Annotated in this window: 24 protein-coding genes and 1 pseudogene; 21 read left to right on the top strand and 4 right to left on the bottom strand. The window is 62.7% G+C overall.

The annotated features are described in order from the left end of the window. The first annotated feature begins 66 nt into the window (after positions 1 to 66). The 4 genes from ABIB80_RS21715 (at position 67) to ABIB80_RS21730 (ending at position 6,159) form a co-directional block, all read left to right on the top strand. Complete coding sequence (locus ABIB80_RS21715) at positions 67 to 3,228, top strand: strawberry notch-like NTP hydrolase domain-containing protein (RefSeq protein WP_354128272.1); 3,162 nt, start codon at positions 67 to 69, stop codon at positions 3,226 to 3,228. Beyond that, positions 3,228 to 4,289 carry a DUF7146 domain-containing protein gene (locus ABIB80_RS21720; protein WP_354128273.1) on the top strand — a complete coding sequence of 354 codons (1,062 nt, stop codon included), beginning with the start codon at positions 3,228 to 3,230 and terminating at the stop codon, positions 4,287 to 4,289. The genes ABIB80_RS21715 and ABIB80_RS21720 overlap by 1 nt, the downstream gene beginning before the upstream one ends. 329 nt (positions 4,290 to 4,618) lie before the next feature. After that, positions 4,619 to 5,542, top strand: a complete 924-nt coding sequence (locus ABIB80_RS21725; RefSeq protein WP_354128274.1) for a DUF2493 domain-containing protein — start codon at positions 4,619 to 4,621, stop codon at positions 5,540 to 5,542. Between the two features lie 140 nt (positions 5,543 to 5,682). Next, positions 5,683 to 6,159, top strand: a complete 477-nt coding sequence (locus ABIB80_RS21730) for a hypothetical protein (RefSeq protein WP_354128275.1) — start codon at positions 5,683 to 5,685, stop codon at positions 6,157 to 6,159. A gap of 20 nt (positions 6,160 to 6,179) precedes the next feature. Here ABIB80_RS21730 and ABIB80_RS21735 read toward each other — a convergent pair. After that, positions 6,180 to 6,322, bottom strand: a pseudogene (locus tag ABIB80_RS21735) (DUF736 family protein); the annotation flags it as partial. 398 nt (positions 6,323 to 6,720) lie between these two features. Between ABIB80_RS21735 and ABIB80_RS21740 the strand changes: the two are divergent. Beyond that, positions 6,721 to 7,041, top strand: coding sequence for a DUF736 domain-containing protein (locus ABIB80_RS21740; RefSeq protein ID WP_275173028.1), 321 nt, complete (start codon positions 6,721 to 6,723; stop codon positions 7,039 to 7,041). A gap of 161 nt (positions 7,042 to 7,202) precedes the next feature. Here ABIB80_RS21740 and ABIB80_RS21745 read toward each other — a convergent pair whose 3' ends face one another. Further along, entirely contained in the window at positions 7,203 to 7,484 is a 282-nt protein-coding gene (locus ABIB80_RS21745; protein ID WP_354128276.1) for a helix-turn-helix domain-containing protein, read from the bottom strand. Between the two features lie 105 nt (positions 7,485 to 7,589). Between ABIB80_RS21745 and ABIB80_RS21750 the strand changes: the two genes are divergently transcribed. From ABIB80_RS21750 to ABIB80_RS21770, 5 genes are all read left to right on the top strand, one after another. Continuing rightward, positions 7,590 to 7,868: a DNA -binding domain-containing protein gene (locus tag ABIB80_RS21750; protein WP_354128277.1), complete on the top strand. Its 279-nt coding sequence runs from the start codon at positions 7,590 to 7,592 to the stop codon at positions 7,866 to 7,868. Positions 7,869 to 8,086: 218 nt separating this feature from the next. Continuing rightward, positions 8,087 to 8,209: a transcriptional regulator domain-containing protein gene (locus ABIB80_RS21755; protein ID WP_246649538.1), complete on the top strand. Its 123-nt coding sequence runs from the start codon at positions 8,087 to 8,089 to the stop codon at positions 8,207 to 8,209. A 58-nt stretch (positions 8,210 to 8,267) separates the two neighbouring features. Further along, positions 8,268 to 8,789 carry a DUF2285 domain-containing protein gene (locus tag ABIB80_RS21760; RefSeq protein ID WP_354128278.1) on the top strand — a complete coding sequence of 174 codons (522 nt, stop codon included), beginning with the start codon at positions 8,268 to 8,270 and terminating at the stop codon, positions 8,787 to 8,789. Positions 8,790 to 8,913: 124 nt separating this feature from the next. Continuing rightward, positions 8,914 to 9,192: a helix-turn-helix transcriptional regulator gene (locus ABIB80_RS21765; RefSeq protein ID WP_280095895.1), complete on the top strand. Its 279-nt coding sequence runs from the start codon at positions 8,914 to 8,916 to the stop codon at positions 9,190 to 9,192. Between the two features lie 3 nt (positions 9,193 to 9,195). Beyond that, positions 9,196 to 10,098: a replication initiator protein A gene (locus ABIB80_RS21770; protein ID WP_354128279.1), complete on the top strand. Its 903-nt coding sequence runs from the start codon at positions 9,196 to 9,198 to the stop codon at positions 10,096 to 10,098. Between the two features lie 584 nt (positions 10,099 to 10,682). On the opposite strand, the gene ABIB80_RS21775 is transcribed toward ABIB80_RS21770, so the two are convergent. Then, positions 10,683 to 11,723 carry an IS110 family RNA-guided transposase gene (locus tag ABIB80_RS21775; RefSeq protein ID WP_354128280.1) on the bottom strand — a complete coding sequence of 347 codons (1,041 nt, stop codon included), beginning with the start codon at positions 11,721 to 11,723 and terminating at the stop codon, positions 10,683 to 10,685. A gap of 323 nt (positions 11,724 to 12,046) precedes the next feature. Between ABIB80_RS21775 and ABIB80_RS21780 the strand changes: the two genes are divergently transcribed. The 4 genes from ABIB80_RS21780 to ABIB80_RS21795 all read left to right on the top strand — a co-directional run bounded on the left by ABIB80_RS21780 (position 12,047) and on the right by ABIB80_RS21795 (position 15,872). Next, positions 12,047 to 12,511, top strand: coding sequence for a DUF2840 domain-containing protein (locus ABIB80_RS21780; RefSeq protein ID WP_354128281.1), 465 nt, complete (start codon positions 12,047 to 12,049; stop codon positions 12,509 to 12,511). Then, positions 12,511 to 13,017 (top strand): S26 family signal peptidase, encoded by a 507-nt coding sequence (locus ABIB80_RS21785; protein WP_354128394.1) that lies wholly within the window; start codon positions 12,511 to 12,513, stop codon positions 13,015 to 13,017. Before ABIB80_RS21780 ends, ABIB80_RS21785 begins: the two co-directional genes overlap by 1 nt. A 204-nt stretch (positions 13,018 to 13,221) precedes the next feature. Continuing rightward, a complete protein-coding gene (locus ABIB80_RS21790) occupies positions 13,222 to 13,917 on the top strand; it encodes a lytic transglycosylase domain-containing protein (RefSeq protein WP_502918736.1) in 696 nt (231 codons plus the stop codon). Between the two features lie 227 nt (positions 13,918 to 14,144). Next, entirely contained in the window at positions 14,145 to 15,872 is a 1,728-nt protein-coding gene (locus ABIB80_RS21795; protein ID WP_354128283.1) for a relaxase/mobilization nuclease domain-containing protein, read from the top strand. 43 nt (positions 15,873 to 15,915) lie between these two features. On the opposite strand, the gene ABIB80_RS21800 is transcribed toward ABIB80_RS21795, so the two are convergent. Beyond that, complete coding sequence (locus ABIB80_RS21800; RefSeq protein ID WP_354128284.1) at positions 15,916 to 16,392, bottom strand: hypothetical protein; 477 nt, start codon at positions 16,390 to 16,392, stop codon at positions 15,916 to 15,918. A 222-nt stretch (positions 16,393 to 16,614) separates the two neighbouring features. Between ABIB80_RS21800 and ABIB80_RS21805 the strand changes: the two genes are divergently transcribed. The 7 genes from ABIB80_RS21805 to ABIB80_RS21835 all read left to right on the top strand — a co-directional run bounded on the left by ABIB80_RS21805 (position 16,615) and on the right by ABIB80_RS21835 (position 23,228). Further along, positions 16,615 to 18,591 (top strand): conjugal transfer protein TraG, encoded by a 1,977-nt coding sequence (locus ABIB80_RS21805; protein WP_354128285.1) that lies wholly within the window; start codon positions 16,615 to 16,617, stop codon positions 18,589 to 18,591. Positions 18,592 to 18,601: 10 nt separating this feature from the next. After that, positions 18,602 to 19,024: a CopG family transcriptional regulator gene (locus ABIB80_RS21810; protein ID WP_280095887.1), complete on the top strand. Its 423-nt coding sequence runs from the start codon at positions 18,602 to 18,604 to the stop codon at positions 19,022 to 19,024. Positions 19,025 to 19,411: 387 nt separating this feature from the next. Then, positions 19,412 to 20,074: a ribbon-helix-helix domain-containing protein gene (locus tag ABIB80_RS21815; protein WP_354128286.1), complete on the top strand. Its 663-nt coding sequence runs from the start codon at positions 19,412 to 19,414 to the stop codon at positions 20,072 to 20,074. A gap of 37 nt (positions 20,075 to 20,111) precedes the next feature. After that, complete coding sequence (locus ABIB80_RS21820) at positions 20,112 to 21,476, top strand: MFS transporter (protein ID WP_354128287.1); 1,365 nt, start codon at positions 20,112 to 20,114, stop codon at positions 21,474 to 21,476. 245 nt (positions 21,477 to 21,721) lie between these two features. Further along, entirely contained in the window at positions 21,722 to 22,642 is a 921-nt protein-coding gene (trbB, locus tag ABIB80_RS21825; RefSeq protein ID WP_354128288.1) for a P-type conjugative transfer ATPase TrbB, read from the top strand. Next, positions 22,639 to 22,965 carry a TrbC/VirB2 family type IV secretion system protein gene (locus ABIB80_RS21830; protein WP_354128289.1) on the top strand — a complete coding sequence of 109 codons (327 nt, stop codon included), beginning with the start codon at positions 22,639 to 22,641 and terminating at the stop codon, positions 22,963 to 22,965. The genes trbB and ABIB80_RS21830 overlap by 4 nt, the downstream gene beginning before the upstream one ends. Continuing rightward, positions 22,965 to 23,228 (top strand): VirB3 family type IV secretion system protein, encoded by a 264-nt coding sequence (locus ABIB80_RS21835; protein WP_354128290.1) that lies wholly within the window; start codon positions 22,965 to 22,967, stop codon positions 23,226 to 23,228. The genes ABIB80_RS21830 and ABIB80_RS21835 overlap by 1 nt, the downstream gene beginning before the upstream one ends. Positions 23,229 to 23,231: the final 3 nt, after the last annotated feature.

Raw genomic sequence — 23,231 nt, forward strand, 5'->3', positions numbered from 1 at the left:
GCCGTCGGGTCTTAAGGAGAGCGCCTGATGGTTCGACCCTTCCTGCTCTCCGAAAGAAATCCTGTCATGACCGAATCTCTCGCCGGCGGTGCTGCCGCCGCGCCGCTCTCGATGCGTGCCGCTGCAACTATCGCGTCCGCCGCCGTCAGGGCCGCGCGACAGCTCGTGATTGATCTCGAGCACGGTCGTCGCATCGATGCCGCCGTCCTGCGTAGCGCCATGGAAGCTGCGTTCGGCGCTTCCGACGCCACTGGCGTCTGGAACTGGAAGACCGCCTATGATGTCTGCGAGGCGGCAACCGTTCTGTTCCTGCGCGAGTTTGGCCCGGCCATCCGGACCAAGGCTGGGTCAACGGCCGCGATGCTGCCGATGCTCGCGAAGATCGCGCGCTGGCTGTCAGACGCTCAGCTCGAGAGCGTCATCTATGCGGGCGAGGCGCACACCGAATTTCTTGCGGGCTCCTGGACGGTGGATGCGACCTTTGATGTTGTGGCGGCCGCGCGTGACGATGCAGAAAATGCCGTGCGTCTTCGCCGCGGCTGGTTTTTGGGCGACGGCACCAGTGCAGGCAAGGGACGGCGGGTCGCAGGCATCCCTGTCGACAATTGGCTCAAGCGCCGCCGCCGCGCCCTCTGGATCAGCAAATCCGACAAGCTGATCGAAGACGCACAGCGCGACTGGTCCGCGCTCGGCATGGAGCGGCTGGTCGTGACGCCGCTGTCACGTTTCCGGCGGGGCACACCGATCCGGCTTTCGGAAGGCGTCCTATTTACCACCTACGCTACGCTGCGCACCGATAAGCGCGGCGAGAAGCTTTCGCGCGTGCGGCAGATCGTCGATTGGTCGGGCTTCGACTTCGACGGAGTGATCGTCTTCGACGAGAGCCACGCGATGCAGAACGCGGCAGGCCAGAAGGGTGAGCGCGGTGACCTCAACGCGATTGCTTGCAATCGTCCGGGGGCGGCCTCCCAGCACGGGCGTGCGGGGCTCAGGCTCCAGCACGCGTTGCCGCATGCCCGCGTCGTATACGTTTCCGCAACCGGTGCCACGCCGGTCCACAATCTCGCCTACGCCCAGCGGCCGGGCCTATCGGGCGGCGACGATTTTCCGTTCGCCATCCGCGCCGAGTTCGTCGAGGCTCTCGAGGAGGGCGACGTCGCGGCCATGGAGGTGCTGGCTCGTGACCTCAAGGTGCTCGGTCTCTACGCGGCGAGGGCTCTATCTTACGAGGGCGTCGCCTACGAGCTCATTGAGCACAAGCTCACGCCCGAACAGGTTCACATCTATGACGCCTACGCCGGCGCGTTCAGCGTTATCCATAACAATCTCGACGCCGCGATGCGGGCCGCAAACATCACGGGCGAGAGCGGTACGCTGAATGGCCAGGCTAAATCGGCCGCGCGATCGGCTTTCGAGAGCGCCAAGCAGCGCTTCTTTGGCCACCTCCTGACCTCAATGAAGACGCCGTCACTGATCCGCTCGATCGAGCGCGATCTCGACGCCGGCCATGCCGCCGTCATCCAGATCGTCTCGACCGGCGAGACATTGATGGAGCGTCGGCTCGCCGAGATTTCGACGGGGGACTGGGGCGACGTCCAGGTCGACATTACTCCACGCGAGTATGTCCTCAACTATCTCGCCCATTCCTTTCCGGTCCACCTCTACGAGCCTTTCACTGACCAGGAGGGGAATCTCTGCTCCGGGCCCGTCTATCGCGAAGGCCAACCGATCAAGAGCCGGGAGGCCGTCGCTCGCCGCGACCGGCTGATCGAGAAGCGCGCCTCGCTGCCGCCTCTGCCTGAGGCTCTGGACCAGGTCGTCCAGCGCTTCGGGACCGCTATGGTCGCCGAGGTGAGCGGCCGCTCGCGTCGCATCGTTCGCAAGGGCGGGCGGCTGGTGGTCGAAAACCGAGCAGCTTCGGCCAATCTCGCTGAGACGTCCGCCTTCATGGACGAAGGCAAGCGCATCCTCGTGTTCTCCGACACGGGCGGGACGGGGAGGAGCTACCATGCGGAACTCTCTGCCCGGAATCTCCGGCTGCGGGTCCACTATTTGCTCGAGCCCGGCTGGAAGGCGGACGCCGCGATCCCCCAGCGCCAGACCGGAGGACAGGGCCTGTTCCGGCCCGAGGACAATCTCGAAAGCCAGTACGGCCGCGATGCGTTGCGTCAGCTCTATACGTCGCTCGCGCGAGGCAAGGTCGCGGGCTGCTCGCTCGAGAGGTTCGAGGATGCGACCGGCCTGAAGCTCTCGGATGCTAATGGGCTCAGGAATGACCTGCCGCCGATCACGACTTTCCTGAACAGGTTGCTGGCGCTCACGATCGATCTTCAGAACATCCTGTTCACCGTCTTCGAGCAGCTGCTGACGGCTCGGATCGAAGGCGCGGTCGCGTCGGGCAGCTATGACGTCGGGCTGGAACCGCGTACGATTTACATTCATCCCGGCACTGGTGCCGAAACCCGGCTTCTTACGATCACCCAGCGCCAGCGCAATCATCCTGTGAGCCTGGATGACGCTCTTGGTCGTCTTTCCGATTTTCGTGCCGTCCTGCTGATCAATGAGCGCTCGGGACGGGCCGCCGTGCAGGTTCCGGCAGCGAGCGCGATGCTCGACGATGGCGAGATCGAGCGGCGCGTCCGCTTGATCCGGCCGATGGGGCAGCACAGCGTCGCCTTGACCGCCATGGCAGAGAGCCGTTGGGTGGAAATTGATCATGAACGCTTTTCAGTCGCCTGGGCGGCAGAGCTTACCGAGGTACCCGAGTTCACGGACCGCACGATCCATGTCGTGGCGGGCCTGTTGCTCTCGATCTGGAAGCGGCTGCCGAACGAATCGACCCCGGTCTATCGGCTCCAGACCGATGCGGGCGAGCGGATCGTCGGCCGCAAGGTCTCCGCTACCTGGGTCGCGAATGTCCTTGCGGCTGGCGCGCTGGCGTTGACGCCGGAAGCTGCCTTTGCCGCGCTCATGGAGGGGCGGACCGTTCTTGAGCTTGCGGAGGGGCTCCAGCTTCGCCGTGTCCGGATGATGGGCGCACACCGCATCGAACGCTCGGGCTTCAACGACACGATGCGCGATCGCTTGCGGGCTTACGGCCTCTTCGGCGAGATCATTTCCTGGAAGCTGCGCATGTTCGTGCCCACGGACGCGAGCGGCGTCGAGATCTTGTCGAAGGTGCTCGACGCCTATCCGGTTGCGCGCATCGGTGAGCGGGAGGCGGCTTGATGTCCCGCGATGCTTCCGAACTGGCAGGCCGCCTCGCGCGCGAAGCGGAGGCGGTGTGCCGACATTATCTCTCCAATGGCAAGCGGGCGGGGCGGTACTGGGTGGTCGGCGATGTGCACAACACCCCGGGCCGCTCACTGTTCGTGCGGCTCCAGGAATCGCCGAAGGGGCCGGCGGGCAAGTGGACGGATGCCGCAACCGGAGAACACGGCGATCTCCTCGACATCGTTCGCGAAAGTCTGGCCTTGCGAGACTTTCGTGACGTCGCCAAGGAGGCAAGGCGCTTTCTCAAGCTTCCTCGTTCTGAGCAGCAACTGAGCGCAAAACCCGTTCGTTCGCCGGCGCCGACCGGATCACAAGAGGCGGCTCGTCGGCTCTTTGCGATGTCCAGCCCGATTGGAGGGACGGTGGCCGAGACGTACTTGCAGCGTCGCGGAATAGCCCGCATCCACCATGGTGGCAGCCTGCGCTTCCACCCACGCTGCTATTATCGGCCGGATGAACATTTGCCGACCGAACCCTGGCCGGCGATGATCGCCGGCGTCACGGATCTCGATGGTCGGATCACCGGCGTGCACCGGACTTGGCTCGACCCGGATGGCTTTGACCGTGTGCGTCTCGGCAAGGCTCCGATCGATACCCCACGACGCGCCATGGGCGACCTTCTCGGCAATGCCGTTCGCTTCGGCGTGGTGGATGACGTGCTCGCTGCCGGCGAGGGTATCGAAACCATGCTGTCGTTGCGCTGCCTGCTGCCGAGCATGCCTATGGCCGCTGCACTCTCGGCCAATCACCTCTCAGCCATGATGCTCCCGTCGAGCCTGCGCCGCCTGTACATCGCCCGCGATGTCGATGCAGCCGGCGATGCGGTGCAGGCGACTCTCAGCCAGCGCGCAGCAGACGCCGGCATTGAAGCGATTCCGCTATCGCCCCGGCTGGGCGACTTCAACGAAGATCTGCACATCTTTGGGCTGGAGGCGCTCCGAGCAGCGTTGCGGCTTCAGCTCGCACCAGAGGATGTCGTGAGGTTCCTGCATTTCTCGACGTTAGCCGCGGAATAGCTCCCGGGCTTCGATCGACTTTGATAGGCCGGTCATAGGCGAGGCCCGTGCGGAAGAGGACGCGACCACGGCCTTCCAGAGGGCGATCGGACGGCAAGCGGCCCGGGCCGGCAATGGCTGCGTCCGGCTATTTTCCGCCGCGCGCCAGCGATGTGCAGACACATCATACGGTTGGCCGCGCGCTTTGCATCGCGAAGCAAAATAGCCGGCCTCCGCCATCCTCCGCTGCCGCTTCGGCCCTTTCGGGTTCTGTCCCGTTCCGCCTGCCGTCAGAGGATCGCCACGAAGGCCGCGATGGTCGCGGCCGATCCGGCAAAGGATCTCTTCCCATGACCGACCATGACGACATCGAATGGCCGCACGCCTCTTCTCCGACCGACCACGTCCTCACCGAACTACAGCTCTTCGGCTATCGTCCCTTCGACGACCAGCCCGATCCACGGCCGCTTCCGGAGGGCAAGATGATCGCGGGCGCCGTGGTCGATATGTTTGACGCCCTGGTTGCGACCTTAAACGACACGCGAATTGAGCCGGACCTTGACGATCTGCTCTGGTCGACCGTCAACCTATTCCACCGGGCCCTCGATCGCATCGAACGGCAGCTCGATCACAACGAACAAGCACAGCATAAGAGCCAACGCGAGCAGAACGGCTCGGAAGTGCGATCGGTCGAACTCGAGCGCCTGACGGCCGAGGGCATCACCCTGATCGAGCGGCGCAACTGCCTGGAGCTCTTCCGTGACCAGGCCATCGAGCGATTTGAGGTCCATACCGGCTCGTCCTGGCGCCCGCGGTCGGGTTCACTGGTCAATCACCGAACGCTCACCGCGGCAATGATCGACTCCCGCGACTTTATCGCCGCCAAGCGTCGTTCCGAGACGGAGGTCATGTTGCCGCCAGGACCGAAAATTGCACTCACCGGTGGGCTCGACTTTAATGACCACCACCTCATCTGGGATCGCCTCGACAAGGTTCATGCCAAGCACCCCGACATGGTCCTCCTCCATGGCGGCTCCCCGAAAGGCGCTGAACTGATCGCCTCCAAATGGGCGACCAATCGCAAGGTGCCACAGATCGCCTTCAAGCCCGATTGGACGAAACACGCCAAGGCGGCGCCGTTCAAGCGCAACGATGCCTTGCTCGAGCTTCTGCCGATCGGCGTTATGCATTTCCCGGGCACGGGAATTCAGGACAATCTCGCTGACAAGGCAAAGCGGCTCGGCATCCCCGTCTGGAAGTTCGGCGGTGCATGAGCGCCGTCGTTCTCGATATCGAGACAACGAGGCGGAGTTGCACGCCGCAACTCCGCCTCGTTTCGATTTTACCTCCGAAACTGCGCTGTGGTGGTGGTGGAAGGCGCGACTGCTAGATCTATGCACATGGAGCTACCACCATGCTCGCCCTTGGGCTTGTTCTCAACACACTCGGCATCGGCTTGTTCTGCTGGGCGATCTTCGCGCTCGCTGTGTATGCGTTGCCGTTTTTCGTCGCACTCGGTGTCGGGATGTTGGCGTTTCGTGATGGCGCGGGCGTCTTCGGCGCACCGCTTATCGGAATTGCTTCTGGCACGCTGACGCTTGCCGCTGGTCAGGTCGCCGTCGCCGTGAGTCGGTCCTTGACCTTCCGCGTCGCGATCGCAACCGCATTCGCCGTCCCTGCGGCAATCGCTGGCTATCATGTGGTGTTTGCCCTGTCGCAGATCGGGGTGCCTTCGCTGACTTGGCGCGAGGCCTTCGCTTGCGGAGGTGCGGTTTGCATCGGCGGCACGGCATGGACGCGCTTGACCTTGTTTGCGGAGCTCCGCCCGTTGGAGTCGGGCGGGGTGGTGGAGAATATGCCTCGACCCAGTTCTTACAGCCGCCACGCATGAGCAATGACGCGTCGTCGGCATCACCGGTCGAGCAAGGTCGCACAGGGCGGCACGTTGAAGGAGGGTAGTCGAGCTTGAGCGAGAGATAGTCGCGACCCTCCTCGGAGCGCTTCGACCAGACTGCCCCGATCTCCGCGCGGCCCACATGACTGCGGTGGAACGGCACGCCACGCTTGGTCATTCCTTCCGGGACGATACCGCCCTTTGCGGCAGATTGTTTCTCTTCCTGCGCCGAACCGTACCAACCTCTTGTTCAGCCCAACCGAGGTTTGCCAATCTTCTCCTTAAGCTTGCGGTTCAGCACGCGGACCACGTGGCCTCTTTGATGGCTTGATCTAGCCGAAGACCGGCTGCGCCTCGATCGTCTGAGCCGCAACGCCGTTGATGCGACTTTCTTCCCCTGGGCTTCGCCCATTCCTCGCGAGACAAGAAAGTCGCCACAACGGCGTCCTCCGCTGCGCTCCGGCCCGCGAGCGGGTGCGTCGCCGATCGTCTTCGGCTTCCAGATCGCCATCGAGGCCGCGGTGGTCGCGGGCTCGAAACACAAATAGGAGAAGTAACATGGCTAATATCGGTTCGTTCAAGAAGGTCGGTAACGAGTTTCACGGCGAGATCGTCACCCTGAGCCTTCAGACCAAGGGGGTCCGCATCGTCGCCGAAACCAACCGCTCCAGCGACAACGCGCCCAGCCACCGCATCTACGTGGGCCGCGCGGAGATCGGGGCAGCCTGGTCGAAGCGCTCCGAGGAGGGCCGCGACTATCTCTCGCTCAAGCTCGACGATCCCTCCTTCAACTCACCGATCTACGCGAACCTGTTCGATGACGAAGGCGGCGAAGGCTACACGTTGCTCTGGTCGCGGCCCCGCAAGAACGGAGAGTGAGGGTCGTCATCGCCCCGCCCGACAGCCTCGGGCGGGGTTCACTCTTGGAGAAACGCCGATTGACCAAAGTTGCAGCTGCATCGGCTTTGTCGAGTTGATTTTCACTTGTTTAAGACGCGCCCTTCCGTGGCGCGTGTCCACATGGGTTGAACTCACTCAAGCTATTGTTTTTGGGAACGTAGACGCGCTGACCGGCGGCCTTTAGGTAATGTCTGGGGTGTCGCCGCTCCCCTGGGTGGCTGAATAAAGAATTCAGATAAATGAACACCCAGCGTCTCGGCGAGTCGGTCGAGAAGATCAATTGTCGGATTCTCAGATTGCCGCTCAAGGCCGCTCATATATGAGCGGTCAATCCCGGCATCGTAGGCCAGTTGCTCTTGCGGAATGCCGCGATCCACGCGGATCCGGCGCACATTCCATGCCACGAGCGCACGAGCTTTCATGCGCCCAAACAGCCATTAGGCAGACAATCAAACCACTGGCTATAACCAAACTATTCCGCTAAGTTGGCTACAATGCAGATCAGCGAAGTGCGCGCATAAACCTACATGGCGAAGCCACCGTTAGATCCCGATGTCGCGGATGTCGCGCCGGATCAGCCGGTGCTGACGACCTATGACGAGCAGCATCTGGTGACGTATTGGCGACTTCTTGACGCCGAAGCCGATGGCGCGGATTGGAAAGAGGTAACCCGGATCGTATTGCATATCGACCCGGATCGCGAAGCGGCGCGCGCCCGCAATGCATTTGATAGTCATCTGGCCCGCGCAAAATGGATGGCAGACCACGGCTACCGTGACTTGCTTCGCGGCGGCGCCACTAAATAGCAAAATCTGTCATAGTGAGTTCGCACTCGAGAACAGTGTTCTCCGCTGACGCGTGATCGCCTGCATGCATCACGCGATGCACAATTGGTGACTTGCCCGACAACCCCAAGCTTCATAGACATTGCGCCGCAATCCACCTACGGCAGGGAATCATAGCAATGTCTGAGTTCGACTGGCGCTCACCCCGGGCGTATCAACAAGCTATCAAGTCGGGCGAGATGGCGGATTTCGCCTGGGAGTCACTGCGGCGCAGCCCCAACTATCGAGCTTCCTATCGTGAAAATCGATCGCAGATGACTTCCGAATTCAGAAGGAGATGGGGCGTCTGCTTTCGCTCATGACCCGCAGGGGTCCTTTTACCAACAGACAATCTTCTGGGCACCTGAGGCGTTGCCGACGGTGGTGCCGGTCGTTCAGAGCGCGGCCAGCTCAAAAGCGGTCGGCGCGGGTCTACCACTTGCCGAGCTTTCGTCGGGCACCATCAGACAGGCATCTGACGGCTGGCATGCTGTGTTGCGCATTCAAGGAGCACAACATCATCTCTGGCTGAAAGAGGCGCCGCAGTTTGGCGTCTCATATGCGGCCGAACTGCCGCTCGATGCGGACTTTGAGATCCGCGCCCACGCCTCACAGCGGTTGTGGCGCGCAATCAACGGCCGTCCGCCAGGACCTCCCTTTCATCAGCTTTCGGCGCAGCGGCGCGAACGACTCGTCTTGGTGTTGCGAGCGCTCGATGGACGCATGGATGGTGCTTCATATCGCGTCATCGCCGAGGTGCTGTTCGGCCGAAAACGAATCCCTGAACGCGCCTGGAAAACCCACGAATTGCGTAGCCGCACCATTCGCCTGGTGCAAGCTGGCTTGGCTCTAATGCGCGGCGGCTATCGCGCGTTGCTACGTCCCTCATCTCGCAAGAAGTAGACCAGGGGTGCCGAAAATCATATCTCGATCTTCGGCATCCCCATAAGCACTCCTACTGCGCCATCGTGACCGTCGACGCGCGGCCCGAGCCGGCCGCGCTCCAGACGACCACGGAGCCTTGCAAATGCCCGATCCGAACGCCGGCCTGCCGCCGCGATACCTGCGCACGCCCGAAGCGGCGCGCTTTCTTGGACTCTCCGGCCGAACCCTCGAAAAGCACCGCACCTATGGGACAGGCCCGACCTACCGCAAGCTCGGCGGTCGCGTTGTGTATGCGCTCGAGGACCTGAAGGCGTGGGCTGACCGCGGCGCCAAAACGTCCACCAGCGATCCCGGCACAGGCACTGTCCTGCCCGCGAAACGGCACACACCGATTCCGTATGCAGGCAAGGAGCGGCGCTGACCCATGCCGGACAGCAACTCCACTGCAAGCAGGAGGCGGCGATCAGAGCGCGGCCAACTCGATCTGTTTCGCGCCCTCCCGGGCGATCTGGCGCCACGGGACGCGCAAGACCTGATGGCCTATCCCTTCTTTTCGCTAGCAAAATCGAAGCGCCATGTTCCCATCGGCTTCCGCGCAGGCGCCGTCACCATTCGTGTCGAAGCCGTGCCGGAACATGGCATGGCGACGATCTGGGATGCGGACGTTCTGATCTGGGCTGCCTCGCAGATTGTCGAAGCCCGTGATGCCGGCCTGAAAACGTCCCGACTGATGGCAGCGACCCCTTACGAGATCCTGACCTTCGTCGGCCGCGGCACCAGCGTGCGCGACTATGACCGCCTGAAGGCTGCGCTCGACCGGCTGCAATCGACCACTGTGATGACATCGATCCGGCAGCCGAGCGAACGGCGGCGGCATCGCTTCTCCTGGATCAACGAATGGAAAGAGACAGCCGATCTGCACGGGCATGCCCGTGGAATTGAGCTGATCCTGCCCGATTGGTTCTACACGGGCGTTCTCGATGAAGCGCTCGTGCTGACGATTGACCGCGCCTATTTCGATCTGACCGGTGGATTGGAGCGCTGGCTCTATCGGCTCGTCCGCAAGCACGGCGGCCGTCAGAATGGCGGTTGGAGCTTCGATCTCGTGCACTTGCATGCGAAGTCCGGGAGCCTATCGCCGCTTAAACACTTTGCCTACGACCTGCGTCAGATCGTCCGTCGTCAGACATTGCCGGGCTATCGGCTCATCATCACGCATCATCCGAATGGCGAAGAGCGATTGAATTTCGCACCAGTCCCAATTGGCCCGTCGAGCAAGCGACTGCGCAAGCGTGGCCTCGTCGTTCCTGCTGGGGATAAGCTGTGAATTCGCTCGTGCTATCAGGGACCAGAACCCTCGTGCCATCGGGGACGCGATGCTCGTGCTATCGAGGACCGGAATCGGAGCTAAGGTTTTGCGGCGCCAAGACTTCCTGCTCCCGTAACTTTACTAACATACTGACACTAACTTCCTGTTGTGAATCAGTACCTTGTGAACAAGTCGGCGGCGCGTGCAGCGAGGATGCCTCATGCGCTTACTCTGTCATGCGCAAAATTTTCCTGCAATGCGATTGTTGCCGGCAAAGCACCCGCTCGGACGCGATCGCCCGCAGCGCCACGCGATTGCTAGCATCGTTATTACTGCATTACGCTCGTTGCATTCCCTTGCGGCAGCTCGCTCGTCGAGGAGGACTCGCTAACGTCCGTGGTTGGCAAGACCACCACATGCCGGAATTTGGAGAATGGGCGGTCAGGCCAACCAGCGCCGTGCTTGATAGATTCAAAGGTGTGCATGAAGCCGCCGCTCAGAAAGGTCGCGATCTAGCCGACATCCCCGTCCCCTCGGGAGACGCCGCTCCGACGTGGCGGAACGCGAAGGCGCGCGTGGAAGCGGCCGGGTCGAGGAGGCCCTTAAGCCGCCGCAGCGACCCGGCCGCGCTTGCCGCTGGCGCCAAACTGGGAGGTCGAGCCACCGATCCCGATCTTGTGCAGCAGCACGGCCACTGCCGTCGCCGCGCGCTTCAGACCCTTCTTCCTGGCCAGCCGCAGGCCCCACAGCCGCAGCTTAAAATTCTTTGGAATGCGCGTGAGGATCGCAATCGCAGCCTCGTGCGGCATCGCCCGCGTCAGCTCATCGCTGCATTTGGAGATGCTGCCGATCCGGTCGGCCTGGCCCGACTGATAGCGCCGTGGCGTCAGCCCGAAATGGGCGCCGACATTGGTCGACTTCTTGAATCGCGCCGGATTATCAATGGTCGCGCGAAACGTCAGCGCCACGAGCGCGCCGACACCGGGCCCGATCATCATCCGTCGCCCGGCGCTGTCGCTGCGCGCCGCCGTCAGGACCATGCGGTACAGTTTTGCCAACTGCAGCCGCATCGCATTGCGGGCGTCCAACAGCGGCGCGACGATCGCTTCCAATTCCTTCTTCCCGGCCACGAGATCGCGCACCCGCGCGTCAAAACGGCCGACCGAGATCTCGCCGACTTTGAGGCCGAGCGGGCACAACAGGCCGCGGATCATGTTCTCCATATCCAGCATTTTGCCGCGCATCGTCTTGCGCCCGACCAGCAGCGCCCGCAACGTCTGTGCGCTCTCCGACTTGACAAGAACCGCGCGGAACCAGCCGGCCCGCATCATCTGCGTAACGCCTTCGGCGTCGTTGCGGTGGGTCTTGTTCAGTATCGCGTTCAGCGCCGCCTTGGCGTGCCGGGTCTCGATGCAGATCACGGGCAGGCCCTTGTCGGCAAGCGCCGTGAACAGCCAGGCGCTGGAGGAGAAGGCCCCGAGATCGACACGTTTCAAGTGAATGCCCCATTCGGCCAGGAGCAGCTCGATCGCATCCGGATCGGTCTCGAGCTTCGCCTCCCTGCCGACGTTGCTATCGCCATCCACCGCACAAATGTTGGTCGCCTCCAGCGACACATCAAGACCAGCATAGAATTCCATCATTCGCCTCCAACGTCCACAGCCGGAACGCACCGCGCGTTCCGTTCGCGGGTCGTTGCGGAGCATCTTCGCAGCAGCACGGCCGGCGAGGGGGCATCGGCCACTACCCCGGTTAACCTGGAATCCTTTGGATTCCTTGTAACGAATTGGAGCCACTCGGCGGCGATCCTTGGCGGCAGCAGGAGCGCTGCATCGCTTCGACAACGCCGATCATCGACGCTTCATCACGACCATTCTGCCGAAACAAAGGCTCTGATGTCGATGCGCTGGCGACGGCGCACCCGTTGGCATGTCCAAGATTCCTCTCATGACTATGGAGTTGCCAGGTGAGCGACCTCACAACTGTTGAACTCTTGTGGCTCGAGAAGCGGATCGAGAACCGAATCCGGTTCGGCAAGCCTGTATCGGAAAAGGTCATTGACCATCACAGGCGCATTCTCTCCTTTGTCCCGGGCAGCATCTTTGCGTTCGTGCGCTGGACGTCCAATGACTTCGGAACCATCCTGTCTCGCATCGACATTCTGCGCGTGATCACGCCGGGGCAGCGGTATTCGACCGTGCCTTGGGTCAGCCCCGGCGGCGAAAGCCTGCTGCGGCTAGCTGGCTGGCGAAAGGTCGAGCGCGTTCTTCAGTTGATCGACGCCGTGGAGTCACTCGGCATCGATCCTGCCGATGCAGCCCCCGAGTATTGGCATCACGTCCACAACCGGCTTTCCGTCAACGAAACGCCACGACCTTATACGCGTGCGCGCCACCAGGCGTGGCTCCGCCGGCGCAGGATGGTGTTCTGATGCGGCTGCTAAGGATCGTCCTTGCAATGTGTGGGGCCACAACGCTCGCGCTTTGGCCGGTCACCGACACCTCACTGTCGTACATCTGGAACGCTTCCGAAAGTGTGCCGATCGGCCTCTACCGTTTGCAAGGGACCGCACGTTTGCGCATCACCGAGCTCGTGGCTGTCCGGCCACCAGAGCCGCTTGCGAGCTTCCTCGACTTCAATGGCTATTTGCCGAGCGGCCTTCCGATGCTCAAGCGCGTGCTGGCGTTGCCCGGACAAACCGTCTGCAGAACGGGACTCACAATCGTCGTCGACGGGATCGAAATGGGCCAGGCACGCGAGCGCGACCGCCGTGGCAGGCCGTTGCCGGCCTGGCAGGGTTGCCGGGTCGTCGCTGAGGACGAGGTCTTTCTCATGAACTGGCAGTCGGCGGAGTCCTTTGACGGCCGATATTTCGGACCGCTCCCGACATCGGCCGTCATCGGGCAAGCGGTACCGGTGTGGACCAGGGAGGACTGACATATGCCGGATTTGCTCCACTGGCTTGCGGTTTCTCTAATCGGCCGATCGGAACATCATTGCTTCATCCCGGCCAAATTGCCGGCAATCGGCGCGCCTCGCGGCAGTCTCGCGCTGCCTCAGGGCCGGCCGGGAAGGGCTTTGTCCTTGGCGGCTGCCCGCACATTGCTATCGGGAGCCGCTGCTTGCTCTCTGGGAATTCTCATGACGTTCGCGGCGCCATCGGCCAGCAGAGCGGAGGCTGGATCGCGCGCACAAGCTGCGCGCTCCTCAAACCTGCTTCCTAGCCTTGCATACGCCGCGTTCGCGACCGAAGCCTCGCATCGGTTCGCGATCCCGGAGCGTTGGATTCGTGCTGTCATGCAGGGCGAAAGCGGCGGGAATGCGCAGGCCATATCGCCTCGGGGAGCGCTCGGGTTGATGCAAATCATGCCCGCGACCTGGGTCGAGCTGAGCGTTCGTTACGAACTCGGTATCGATCCGTTTGATCCTCACGACAACATTATGGCTGGGGCAGCGTACCTTCGCGAGATGCTCGATCGTTTCGGATCGGGAGGGTTTCTCGCGGCCTACAATGCGGGACCAAAACGGTACGAGGAGCACCTGGCCACTGGTCGACCGCTTCCGGATGAAACACAAATCTACATCGCTAGACTCGCACCATTGATCGGCATTGAGCGGCGCAACAGCAGCGGTTCGGGTGCCAGACGCTTCACCGCGTGGCAGCAAGCGCCAGTCCTTGTTGAGTGGTCCGAGAGCTTATCCCCTGACGGCAACTCGGCATCTAGCGTCCGCACAATGAAGTCGTCGAAAGCAGCGCCTAAGGCGGGTAAGACTGCACTCGTCCCTCATGCGACGGGGCTGTTTGTGCGGCGATCAGACGAGGTGCGGTCCCGATGATCTCGCATGATGTCGAAGCTGGTCGCAACGTCGAGAGGGGTCGGCAGAGAGCCGGGAGTGAGCGACCGCGGATGGCAGGATAAAAGCCGCAAGGTGCGGCCGGTCGGTTGTGGGCGAAACCGCATCGATTTCAATGACCCGGAAAACATTGCGAATGGGCGACGCAACTTGCGATTTGCGGTAACACCACGTTGTTGCTCGGTTTTCGACAGGTTGCAGCGGGCACGATGACCGGTCACGACGATTTCCGCATCCGCCCAGGCCGCATCCGTTCGACGCGCGCGCCCCGGACAAAGCCGTTCTTGGCGCAGGCGCTCAAGGCTGCTCAGAAGGCCGGCGGTCTCTCGCGGGGCAGCCGCAGCGGTGGCAGCAGGTTTGGGCGCGGTCGCGCAGCGAGCCTTGCAGCGACGCGGCTCCTCAACAACCGCGCGCGAACCGCCATGGTCAAGGCGCGGGTCGTGCGCCGGATGCGTTCGCCGGGCGCGCTGCGGGCTCACATCGGCTACCTCCAGCGGGATGGGGTCACCCGCGATGGGGCGCCCGGCCAACTCTTTGATGCGGGGGGAGATGCTGCAGACGGACGTGCCTTCGCCGAGCGGTGTGAAAGCGACCGGCATCATTTTCGGTTCATCGTCTCGCCCGACGATGCGGGCGAACTCGCCAGTTTGCGTAGCTTCACGCGTGAGCTCATGGATCAGGCCTCTCGCGACCTCGGTACTGGCCTTGATTGGGTTGCGGTCGATCATTGGAACACCGAGCATTCGCACATCCATATTCTCGTACGCGGCCGCGCCGATAATGGAGAAGACCTCGTCATCAGCCGCGACTATATCGCAACCGGCTTGCGCGCCCGCGCTGGCGATCTCGTCACGCGCGAGCTTGGCCCGCGGTCGGAGCTCGAGATCCGCCAAATCCTTGAAGCGGAGGTGACGGCCGAACGCTGGACCAGGCTTGACCGGGCGCTGGCTCGGGAAGCTGGCGCGGCGGACGGAGTGATTGATTTGAGGCCAGACCGGGATGGAGGGCGCGATCCGTTACGGGAGATACGAATCGGGCGGATGCGGACGCTCGAGCGGCTCGGCTTGACGGAGCCTGCGGGGCCTGCACGCTGGGTACTCCCCGGGGACCTGGAACCCCGTTTGCGTAACCTGGGCGAGCGCGGCGATATCATCAAGCGGTTTCACAAGAGCCTCGCGAAAGACGGCGCCGCGCGCCCACCATCATCCTGGGCGCTTGAAGCCGAACGCCACGGCGAGCTCATTGTCGGTCGTCTCCTCGCACGCGGCCACGATGACGAGCTGAAGGGCTCAGCGTTTGCCATCGTCGACGGTGTCGACGGTCGCGTGCATCACCTGAAGCTTTCGGAGATCGAGGCGGCCGGCGATGGCCCGATCGGTGGGATTGTGGAGCTCCGGCGGTTCGAGGACGCGCGTGGCCGAACACGGATCGCGCTCGCCGTACGCTCCGAACTTGCCATTGACCAGCAGGTCGCAGCGGATGGCGCGACGTGGCTCGACCGGCAGCTTGTGGCGCGCCAATCTGCCGATTTCTCGCGCGCCGGTTTTGGTGCCGAGGTGCGCCATGCGCTTGATCGGCGCATCGACGTGCTGGCAGGACAGGGGCTGGCACGCCGGGCGGGAGACAAGGTGATGCTCGGCCGCAACTTGATCGAGACACTCCGCCGCCGCGAACTCGAGGGGGTAGGCCGGCGTTTGGCCTCCGAGACGGGGCTGGCGCACTTGCCTGCGGAGGCAGGCGAACCCGTTTCGGGAATCTATCGCCGAAGGTTGTCACTTGCGTCGGGCCGCTTTGCCATGATCGACAACGGCCTCGGCTTTCAGCTCGTGCCCTGGGTACCCAAGCTAGAGCACGAACTGGGTCGCCAGGTGAACGGTATTGCTGGTCCCGGAGGGGTGGACTGGAGCTTTGGTCGGAAGCGCGGACTTTCGCTTTGATCCGTCGATCTCTGCGGGGATCCGTGATCTGGCGGCCAATCGCTCAGTTTAACATCGCTTTGAAGCGCTCGACGGCACCATCGCGAGCACCAAGCTCCTCCAGGCGCGCTCTGCCGGCGTCGGTCACGCGGAAGACCTCGACCTGCCCACCACAAGCCGGATCTCTCACCTTCCGCTTGAGCACGATCCAGCCTTTCCTCAACGCGCGCTCCTTGGCAGCAAGACGATTCAGATTTTTATCCCGAACCGGGTTCGCCACCTCGCCTTCGCTCGCCCCGGCCAAAAAAACAGGTTGGCCATTGCATCGTTCATTCCATTTGTCTCCGTGCTGCAAGTCATGCGCTTTGGGTTGGGTGGTCGCCTTCACAAGTCCGGTTTCATCTGCGATCGTCGAAGCAAGATGCAGGCCATTTTTGGAACTCCTGCTGGAGCACAAAGCACGCACCAGGAACGTCGGCTGGAGCCGCTTCTTCTCCTCCGCCAGAGTGAGAGCCGTCGTCGCATCCAGCGAGGACACCAAGATCGACATCGTGCAAACAGAATGACGTTCTTGCAGACTCTAACCGCTCGATCACGCATCTTGGCTCCTGGTCTGGACTTGTGTCCTCCCAGTCGCTCGCCAGAGGGCAGCTCCGAACACGTTTCACCCCGACCCGCCGAACGCTACAGTTTTGTGCGCGGGACTGCGACATCCCGGCGCTGTGGTTGCGCTCGGCTCATGGATGCCGTCCAGATCTCCACAATGTCCGCGACAAAGATCATTTGGCATCAGGTTATCCTGGTCTGTCTGGTCGTGCTCGCCTTTCTGTGGGCGGCGACCGAATGGACGGCTTGGCGGCTCGCCTTCCAGCCGCAGCTTGGACCCGCCTGGTTCAGTCTCGGGGGTTGGCCGATCTATCAGCCGGCTGCCTTCTTCGCCTGGTGGTTCAAATTCGATGCTTACGCGCCCGTGATCTTCCTTGAGGGCGGCGCCATCGCCGCAAGCGGAGGAATTGCGGCAATCGCGCTGGCAATGATGCTCTCGGTGTTCCGGGCCCATGAGGCGAGGGACGTCACCACCTACGGCTCAGCGCGCTGGGCCGATTCGCGCGAGGTCAGGCGCGCGGGACTCTTGGGGCCTGATGGCGTCGTGCTCGGACGTTTTGAGGGGCGTTATCTACGGCATGACGGACCGGAGCATGTGCTCTGCTTTGCTCCGACGCGCTCGGGCAAGGGCGTGGGCCTCGTCATACCGACCCTTCTGACCTGGCCGGCGTCCACCATCGTTCATGACATCAAGGGCGAGAACTTCCAGTTGACTTCCGGCTGGCGCGCGCGATTTGGGCCAGTGCTCCTATTCGACCCGACCAATCCGGCCAGCGCTGCCTACAACCCACTTCTCGAGATCCGTCGTGGTGATTGCGAGGTGCGAGATGCCCAAAATATCGCCGATATCCTTGTTGACCCGGAAGGGGCACTCGAACGCCGCAACCACTGGGAAAAGACCAGCCACTCTCTCCTGGTCGGCGCAATCCTGCATGTCCTGTACGCCGAGGGCGACAAGACCCTCGCAGGCGTCGCCAATTTCCTGTCCGATCCCTCCCGCCCGATCGACGCTACGCTCAACGCAATGCTCGCAACCCCGCATCTTGGAGGTAGCGCTCATCCCGTTGTCGCCTCGGCCGCGCGCGAGCTTCTCAACAAGAGCGAGAACGAGCGCTCCGGCGTGCTCTCGACCGCGATGAGCTTCCTGGGACTCTATCGCGATCCGGTGGTTGCCAAGATCACCGCGCGAAGCGATTGGCGGATCTGCGATCTCGTCGACGGCGCCGAGCCCGTCTCACTCTATCTCGTCGTGCCTCCATCCGACATCGTTCGTACCAAACCCTTGATGCGGCTCATCCTCAACCAGATCGGGCGGCGGTTGACCGAAAGCCTGGATCCAGACCGGCGCCGGCGGAAACTCCTTCTCATGCTGGATGAGTTTGCAGCACTCGGCCGGCTCGACTTCTTCGAGAGCCAGCTCGCCTTCATGGCAGGCTACGGCATCCGCAGCTTTCTGATCACCCAGAGCCTCAATCAGCTCGAACGCGCTTATGGGCCGAACCATGCCATCCTCGACAATTGCCACGTCCGGATCGCCTTCTCGACCAATGATGAGCGTACCGCCAAGCGCGTCTCCGACGCGCTCGGAACCGCGACCGAATTGCGCGCCATGAAGAACTATGCCGGGCACCGATTGAGCCCGTGGCTTGGACACCTCATGGTCAGCCGTCAGGAGACCTCGCGGCCGCTGCTGACGCCAGGCGAGGTCATGCAACTCTCGCCTAAAGACGCGATCGTGATGATTTCCGGGGTGCACCCGGTGCGCGCCACCAAAGTCCGCTACTATGAGGATCCGCAGTTCCAGCGACGTGTGTTGAAGCCGCCGCGCTTCGAACCGCGTACCTTGCCCGCAAGACCGGATGACTGGTCGGCCGGCGCTCCAATTCCGCCATCAGTCGAGCTACTGACCAGACGCAAGCGCAGGAGCGACCAGGCCAACGGTGGTTTGCGTCGCGAGCCGGAATTGCCGGAACATGAGGAGATCGAGATCAAGGCGCCGCTCGGCGAACATGAGTTCGACGCCGACCTCGATGAAGGCGATGCCGATGCCGTCCAGGCACAAGCTCTGAGCCGCTCCATGCAGGGCGTCGCGCGGACCGTGAGCCTCGACGCAGACGATGGGATGGACCTATGATCGGGGCAGCGTGAAAAAGATTCAGCTCAGTATCTATCTCGATCCGGAAACCTTCAAAACCCTTGAGACCTTCGCACAACGCCGGGGGCAGCCCAAGTCCCTGGTCGCCGAGGCCGCGATCTCCGCCTTTCTTTCTCCGGATGATTCCGATCGGCGCGAGGCGACGATCGCCAAGCGTCTGGACCGCATCGCGCGCGTGCTCGAACGCCTGGAGCGCAATGATGGCATCACGCTTGAGACCATCGCGCTCTTCATCCGCTTCTGGCTGACCTCAACGCCCGCGCTCCCCGAGCATTCGACGCCCGCCGCGCGCGCCAAGGGCGCGGAACGTTACGATCGCTTTGTTGAGGCGCTCGGACGGCGGCTCGCAAGCGGATCCACGGTCCTGAAAGAGGTGAGCATCGACATGCACGCCTCTGAGACGCCCGAGTAATCAGTACGCGCGCCTCAAATGCGCGCTGGCAGCTTGTGGCAGTATGCGGCGCTGGGTCAGATAAGCCGACCCGCAAATCGGCAGCACGCCATGAAGCCCGCAAGCGATGGGCGCGCCACTCAAAGCTCCGGGGCCCCCCAACAGGCCGTTAGCTGCCCGCGAATGACACAGACTGACAGATCCAGCTCTTCTTGAGACCGCCTTGTCTTTCTTTGGCTACGCCAGACTACGACACAGATGTCGGTGCGGTTGAAGTGACGTTCCGATTGGCCCTTGTGTCAAGTCCAATCATCGCTGGGGGCGATTCAGCCGTTTCGATTCCGAAATCGACGCCGCGCGTACCGGGGTGCGCGGCAGGTCGCGGTCGCCAATCGGGGAGTGACAGAAATGCAAATCGATGGAGAGCCTGGAGGCCAGCCCAGCTCGATCGTGAATCAATCCGACAGCGATGCGCAGCCGAGCCCGAACGAAGGAGAGCGAACCAAGAAGGTCACCGTTCAGCTCTCCGAGAGCATGTTTCAGCGGCTTGAAGTTGCGACCGAACGCCCGGGACTCGGCAAGAGCATGGTCGTCGAGGCGGCGCTTGAACGATTCCTGAATCCTGCACCACCCATCGAGGGGCTCGTTCATGAGGCTCTGGTCCGGATAAGTGGCCAGATGGCCAGGCTCGAGCGCGAGATCGCGATCATCGGCGAGACGGTAGCCCTGCATGCGCGCTATCACCTCACCGTGACGCCGCCCATGCTGCCACCCGGGCAGCGGGAGGCGTACCTGCTCGGGCAGCAGCGTTTCAAGGTATTGGCGGAGCAGGTCGAACGGCGGGTACGGCTCGGTCAGCCATTGATCCAGGAGACGATCGATCAGCTGGGCAGGCGCAGTCGACCTGCCAGTGAAGCTCATGGAGGTGCATCACAACGCCCGGCAGAAGAACAGCCGAGAAAGGAAGGTCTGTCCGCAGTCGCGGCGGATGGAAACTCCGGGCCGAGTGCTGCCGCCGAGGAGGGCGGCAGCAATCCGAACTTTCGAAACCTGCCGAACTCCTTTTGTTGAGGGGACTAAGCGGGCCGGCAGAAACGCGCCGAAGCGAATGAGCGCGAAAACATCGCCCGCAAAGCGCGCTGAGTCTTGTCCCTTCTGGCGGCTCATCGCGTGCGTGTTTCTTCCCTTCGCGGCCGGGTACTACCTTTCCTACCTGTTCCGGACCATCAATACGCTCATTGCTGGGCGCCTCGCCTCTGATCTCGGGCTTGGCGCTGCCGATGTCGGGCTGCTCACGTCAATCTATTTCCTGGTGGTTATGGCGGCCCAGATTCCGGTCGGCATGCTGCTTGATCGCTTTGGGCCGCGCCGGGTCCAGAGTGTGCTCTTGGCTGTTGCTGCAGGGGGGGCCGCGCTCTTTGGGCTATCGACGGGATTCCTGTCGCTTCTTTTTGCTCGCGCGATTGTCGGACTTGGGAGCGCAGCAGCCCTGATGTCCGGGCTGAAAATCATTGTCCTCTGGTTTCCAAGAGAACGCATGGCGCTCATCAATGGCTACATGATCATGCTGGGCTCATTGGGCGCCGTCACTGCAACAGCACCTGCGGAGGCGCTCCTGGACTGGATCGGATGGCGGGGTCTATTCGGCGTGCTGGCCGCCGCAAGCGCGCTTGCTGCCATCTTGATCTATCTCGTGGTTCCCGAACGAACCACTGGGCCACAGCGCTCCAGGACGCCCGCCACTCTGAAAACCGTCTATTCGGATGCGCGGTTCTGGAGAATGGCGCCCTTATCGGCGACCTGCATCGGGTCCGCTTGGGCACTGCAATCCTTATGGGCGGCGCCCTGGCTTTCCGATGTGGAGCGGCTGGATCGAACGACACTCGTCAACGAATTGTTCGTGATGGCGGTCGCTCTGAGTCTCGGCGCTGTGGTCTTGGGCGTCCTTGCCAACTGGGTGCGCCGCCGGGCTAAGAAGATCGAGGCCCTGTTTGGTTTGGTCGCGGCGATGTTGATTGTGGCGGAGCTTGTGCTGGTCCTGCATCCGCCCTGGCCATCACTCTTGCCGTGGTGCGTAGTGTCGGTGGCCGGATCAGCGACTGCTCTCACCTACGCCATGATAGCGGATTATTTCCCGGCCGAACTGGTTGCGCGCGCCAATGGCGGTCTGAATCTCCTGCAGTTTGGCTGGGCTTTCGTCGTGCAGTACGGGACGGGCCTGATTCTGGAGCAATGGCCTCTGGTGGCGGGGCACTATCCTTTAACGGCCTATCAGACCGCGTTCGGTGTGAACGTTTTGCTACAGGTGGCAGCGCTGGTCTGGTTCGCCGCCGTCCCGTGGCTCGAGCGCCGGAAACGGACGGTTGGCACTTCGGTCACACGTCAACCGGCGGGAGGCTGGAATTCGGTTGAGGCCGTTATTCGACCAGCCGAGCTCGCCATCCTGGAGGCGGACGATCATGCGGAGTGGTGAAGCCGGCCTGTCGCTGGGCAGATGTCCCGGGTGATGATGTTCGGTGCGTCAAAAGCGATCGTCCCTAATCTTTCTTCTTCTACGCCAGACTACGATTGACATGGTCTCATTGTTGCTTTCGCGCTGGTTCTGCTTTTTCTAGTTGTCCTCATGTGAGGTGGCTAGACGCTAGCTGCCTCACTCAACTGGGGGGCGTCGTGGCGATCCATTCATTTGATTCGGAAGCCGAGTTGCGCGGAGCGCGCATGCTCCGCACCGCGCTGGGGCCTGCCATCGCGGGCTTTCTGGAAGATCCGTCGATCGTTGAGGTGATGCTGAACCCTGATGGCCGGCTGTGGATCGACCGGCTGTCGAGCGGCCTTACCGATACCGGCGAGAGTCTGTCGGCTGCCGACGGCGAGCGAATTGTCCGGCTCGTCGCGCACTATGTGGGCGCTGAGGTTCACGCCGGCTCGCCCCGAATCTCGGCTGAGCTGCCGGAAACCGGGGAACGCTTCGAAGGCCTGCTGCCGCCGGTGGTGGCAGCGCCCGCCTTCGCGATCCGCAAACCCGCGGTCGCTGTCTTCGGCCTGGACGACTATGTCGCTGCCGGCATCATGGACTCGGCGCAGGCGAACGCGCTTCGTGATGCGGTTGCCGCGCGAAAGAACATCCTGGTCGCCGGCGGCACCTCAACCGGCAAGACGACGCTGACGAACGCGCTTCTGGCGGAGGTGGCCAAAGGTTCGGATCGCGTCGTTCTCATTGAAGATACCCGGGAGCTTCAGTGCACGGCGCCGAACCTCGTGGCGCTGCGGACCAAGGATGGCGTCGTCTCGCTGTCCGAACTTGTGCGCTCGTCACTTCGCCTGCGCCCCGATCGTATCCCGGTCGGCGAGGTGCGCGGGGCCGAGGCGCTCGACCTGCTCAAGGCCTGGGGGACGGGACATCCGGGCGGAATCGGCACGATCCACGCCGGCACCGCGCTTGGCGCGCTCCGCCGGCTCGAGCAGCTGATCCAGGAGGCCGTCGTCACGGTCCCGCGCGCGCTGATTGCCGAGACCATCAACGTCATCGCCGTGCTCTCTGGCCGTGGTGCCGAACGGCGTTTGAGCGAACTCGCTTCTGTCACCGGGCTTGGACCATCAGGCGACTACAGCCTGTCGAAAATCGGAGATCAATCATGAACGCACCATCCTCTCTCGGGCGAAGTCTCACATCGGTTGCGGCATTCGCTTGTCTGTACCTGGCCAGCGTGCCGGCCTGGGCCGCCGGCTCGAACATGCCCTGGGAGCAGCCGCTCAATCAGATCCTGCAATCGGTCGAAGGACCCGTGGCCAAGATCATCGCGGTCATCATCATCATCGTGACAGGTCTCTCGCTCGCATTCGGCGACACGTCGGGCGGCTTCCGGCGGCTGATCCAGATCGTGTTCGGTCTGTCGATCGCATTTGCCGCCTCGAGCTTCTTCCTGTCGTTCTTCTCGTTCGGCGGCGGGGTGGTGATCTGATGGATGAGGCAGTCCCGGGCTTTGTCGCCCCTGTGCACCGTGCGCTGACCGAGCCGATCTTGATGGGCGGGGCACCGCGATCGGTTGCCATTGTCAACGGCACATTGGCCGCAGCACTCGGCCTCGGTCTGCGCTTGTGGCTGGCCGGCCTTCTGCTGGCCTTCATCGGCCACATGGCCGCGGTCTGGGCCGCAAAACGCGATCCGGAATTCGTCGAAGTCGTGCGCCGGCACGTTCGTGTTCCCGGTCACCTCAGCGCTTGAGAG

It is taken from the genome of Bradyrhizobium sp. i1.15.2, assembly GCF_040548425.1.
GTDB classification, from domain to species: Bacteria; Pseudomonadota; Alphaproteobacteria; order Rhizobiales; family Xanthobacteraceae; genus Bradyrhizobium; species Bradyrhizobium canariense.

Bases quoted from the DNA above. Each gene is read 5' to 3' on its own strand.
- ABIB80_RS21830 (WP_354128289.1), top strand. From the start codon at position 22,639: ATGAACGCACCATCCTCTCTCGGGCGAAGTCTCACATCGGTTGCGGCA.
- ABIB80_RS21740 (WP_275173028.1), top strand. From the start codon at position 6,721: ATGGCTAATATCGGTTCGTTCAAGAAGGTCGGTAACGAGTTTCACGGC.
- trbB (WP_354128288.1), top strand. From the start codon at position 21,722: ATGCTCCGCACCGCGCTGGGGCCTGCCATCGCGGGCTTTCTGGAAGAT.
- ABIB80_RS21745 (WP_354128276.1), bottom strand. From the start codon at position 7,484: ATGAAAGCTCGTGCGCTCGTGGCATGGAATGTGCGCCGGATCCGCGTG.
- ABIB80_RS21730 (WP_354128275.1), top strand. From the start codon at position 5,683: ATGCTCGCCCTTGGGCTTGTTCTCAACACACTCGGCATCGGCTTGTTC.
- ABIB80_RS21795 (WP_354128283.1), top strand. From the start codon at position 14,145: ATGACCGGTCACGACGATTTCCGCATCCGCCCAGGCCGCATCCGTTCG.
- ABIB80_RS21750 (WP_354128277.1), top strand. From the start codon at position 7,590: ATGGCGAAGCCACCGTTAGATCCCGATGTCGCGGATGTCGCGCCGGAT.
- ABIB80_RS21805 (WP_354128285.1), top strand. From the start codon at position 16,615: ATGTCCGCGACAAAGATCATTTGGCATCAGGTTATCCTGGTCTGTCTG.
- ABIB80_RS21835 (WP_354128290.1), top strand. From the start codon at position 22,965: ATGGATGAGGCAGTCCCGGGCTTTGTCGCCCCTGTGCACCGTGCGCTG.
- ABIB80_RS21725 (WP_354128274.1), top strand. From the start codon at position 4,619: ATGACCGACCATGACGACATCGAATGGCCGCACGCCTCTTCTCCGACC.
- ABIB80_RS21765 (WP_280095895.1), top strand. From the start codon at position 8,914: ATGCCCGATCCGAACGCCGGCCTGCCGCCGCGATACCTGCGCACGCCC.
- ABIB80_RS21820 (WP_354128287.1), top strand. From the start codon at position 20,112: ATGAGCGCGAAAACATCGCCCGCAAAGCGCGCTGAGTCTTGTCCCTTC.
- ABIB80_RS21785 (WP_354128394.1), top strand. From the start codon at position 12,511: ATGCGGCTGCTAAGGATCGTCCTTGCAATGTGTGGGGCCACAACGCTC.
- ABIB80_RS21755 (WP_246649538.1), top strand. From the start codon at position 8,087: ATGGCGGATTTCGCCTGGGAGTCACTGCGGCGCAGCCCCAACTATCGA.
- ABIB80_RS21770 (WP_354128279.1), top strand. From the start codon at position 9,196: ATGCCGGACAGCAACTCCACTGCAAGCAGGAGGCGGCGATCAGAGCGC.
- ABIB80_RS21815 (WP_354128286.1), top strand. From the start codon at position 19,412: ATGCAAATCGATGGAGAGCCTGGAGGCCAGCCCAGCTCGATCGTGAAT.
- ABIB80_RS21775 (WP_354128280.1), bottom strand. From the start codon at position 11,723: ATGATGGAATTCTATGCTGGTCTTGATGTGTCGCTGGAGGCGACCAAC.
- ABIB80_RS21715 (WP_354128272.1), top strand. From the start codon at position 67: ATGACCGAATCTCTCGCCGGCGGTGCTGCCGCCGCGCCGCTCTCGATG.
- ABIB80_RS21790 (WP_502918736.1), top strand. From the start codon at position 13,222: ATGACGTTCGCGGCGCCATCGGCCAGCAGAGCGGAGGCTGGATCGCGC.
- ABIB80_RS21720 (WP_354128273.1), top strand. From the start codon at position 3,228: ATGTCCCGCGATGCTTCCGAACTGGCAGGCCGCCTCGCGCGCGAAGCG.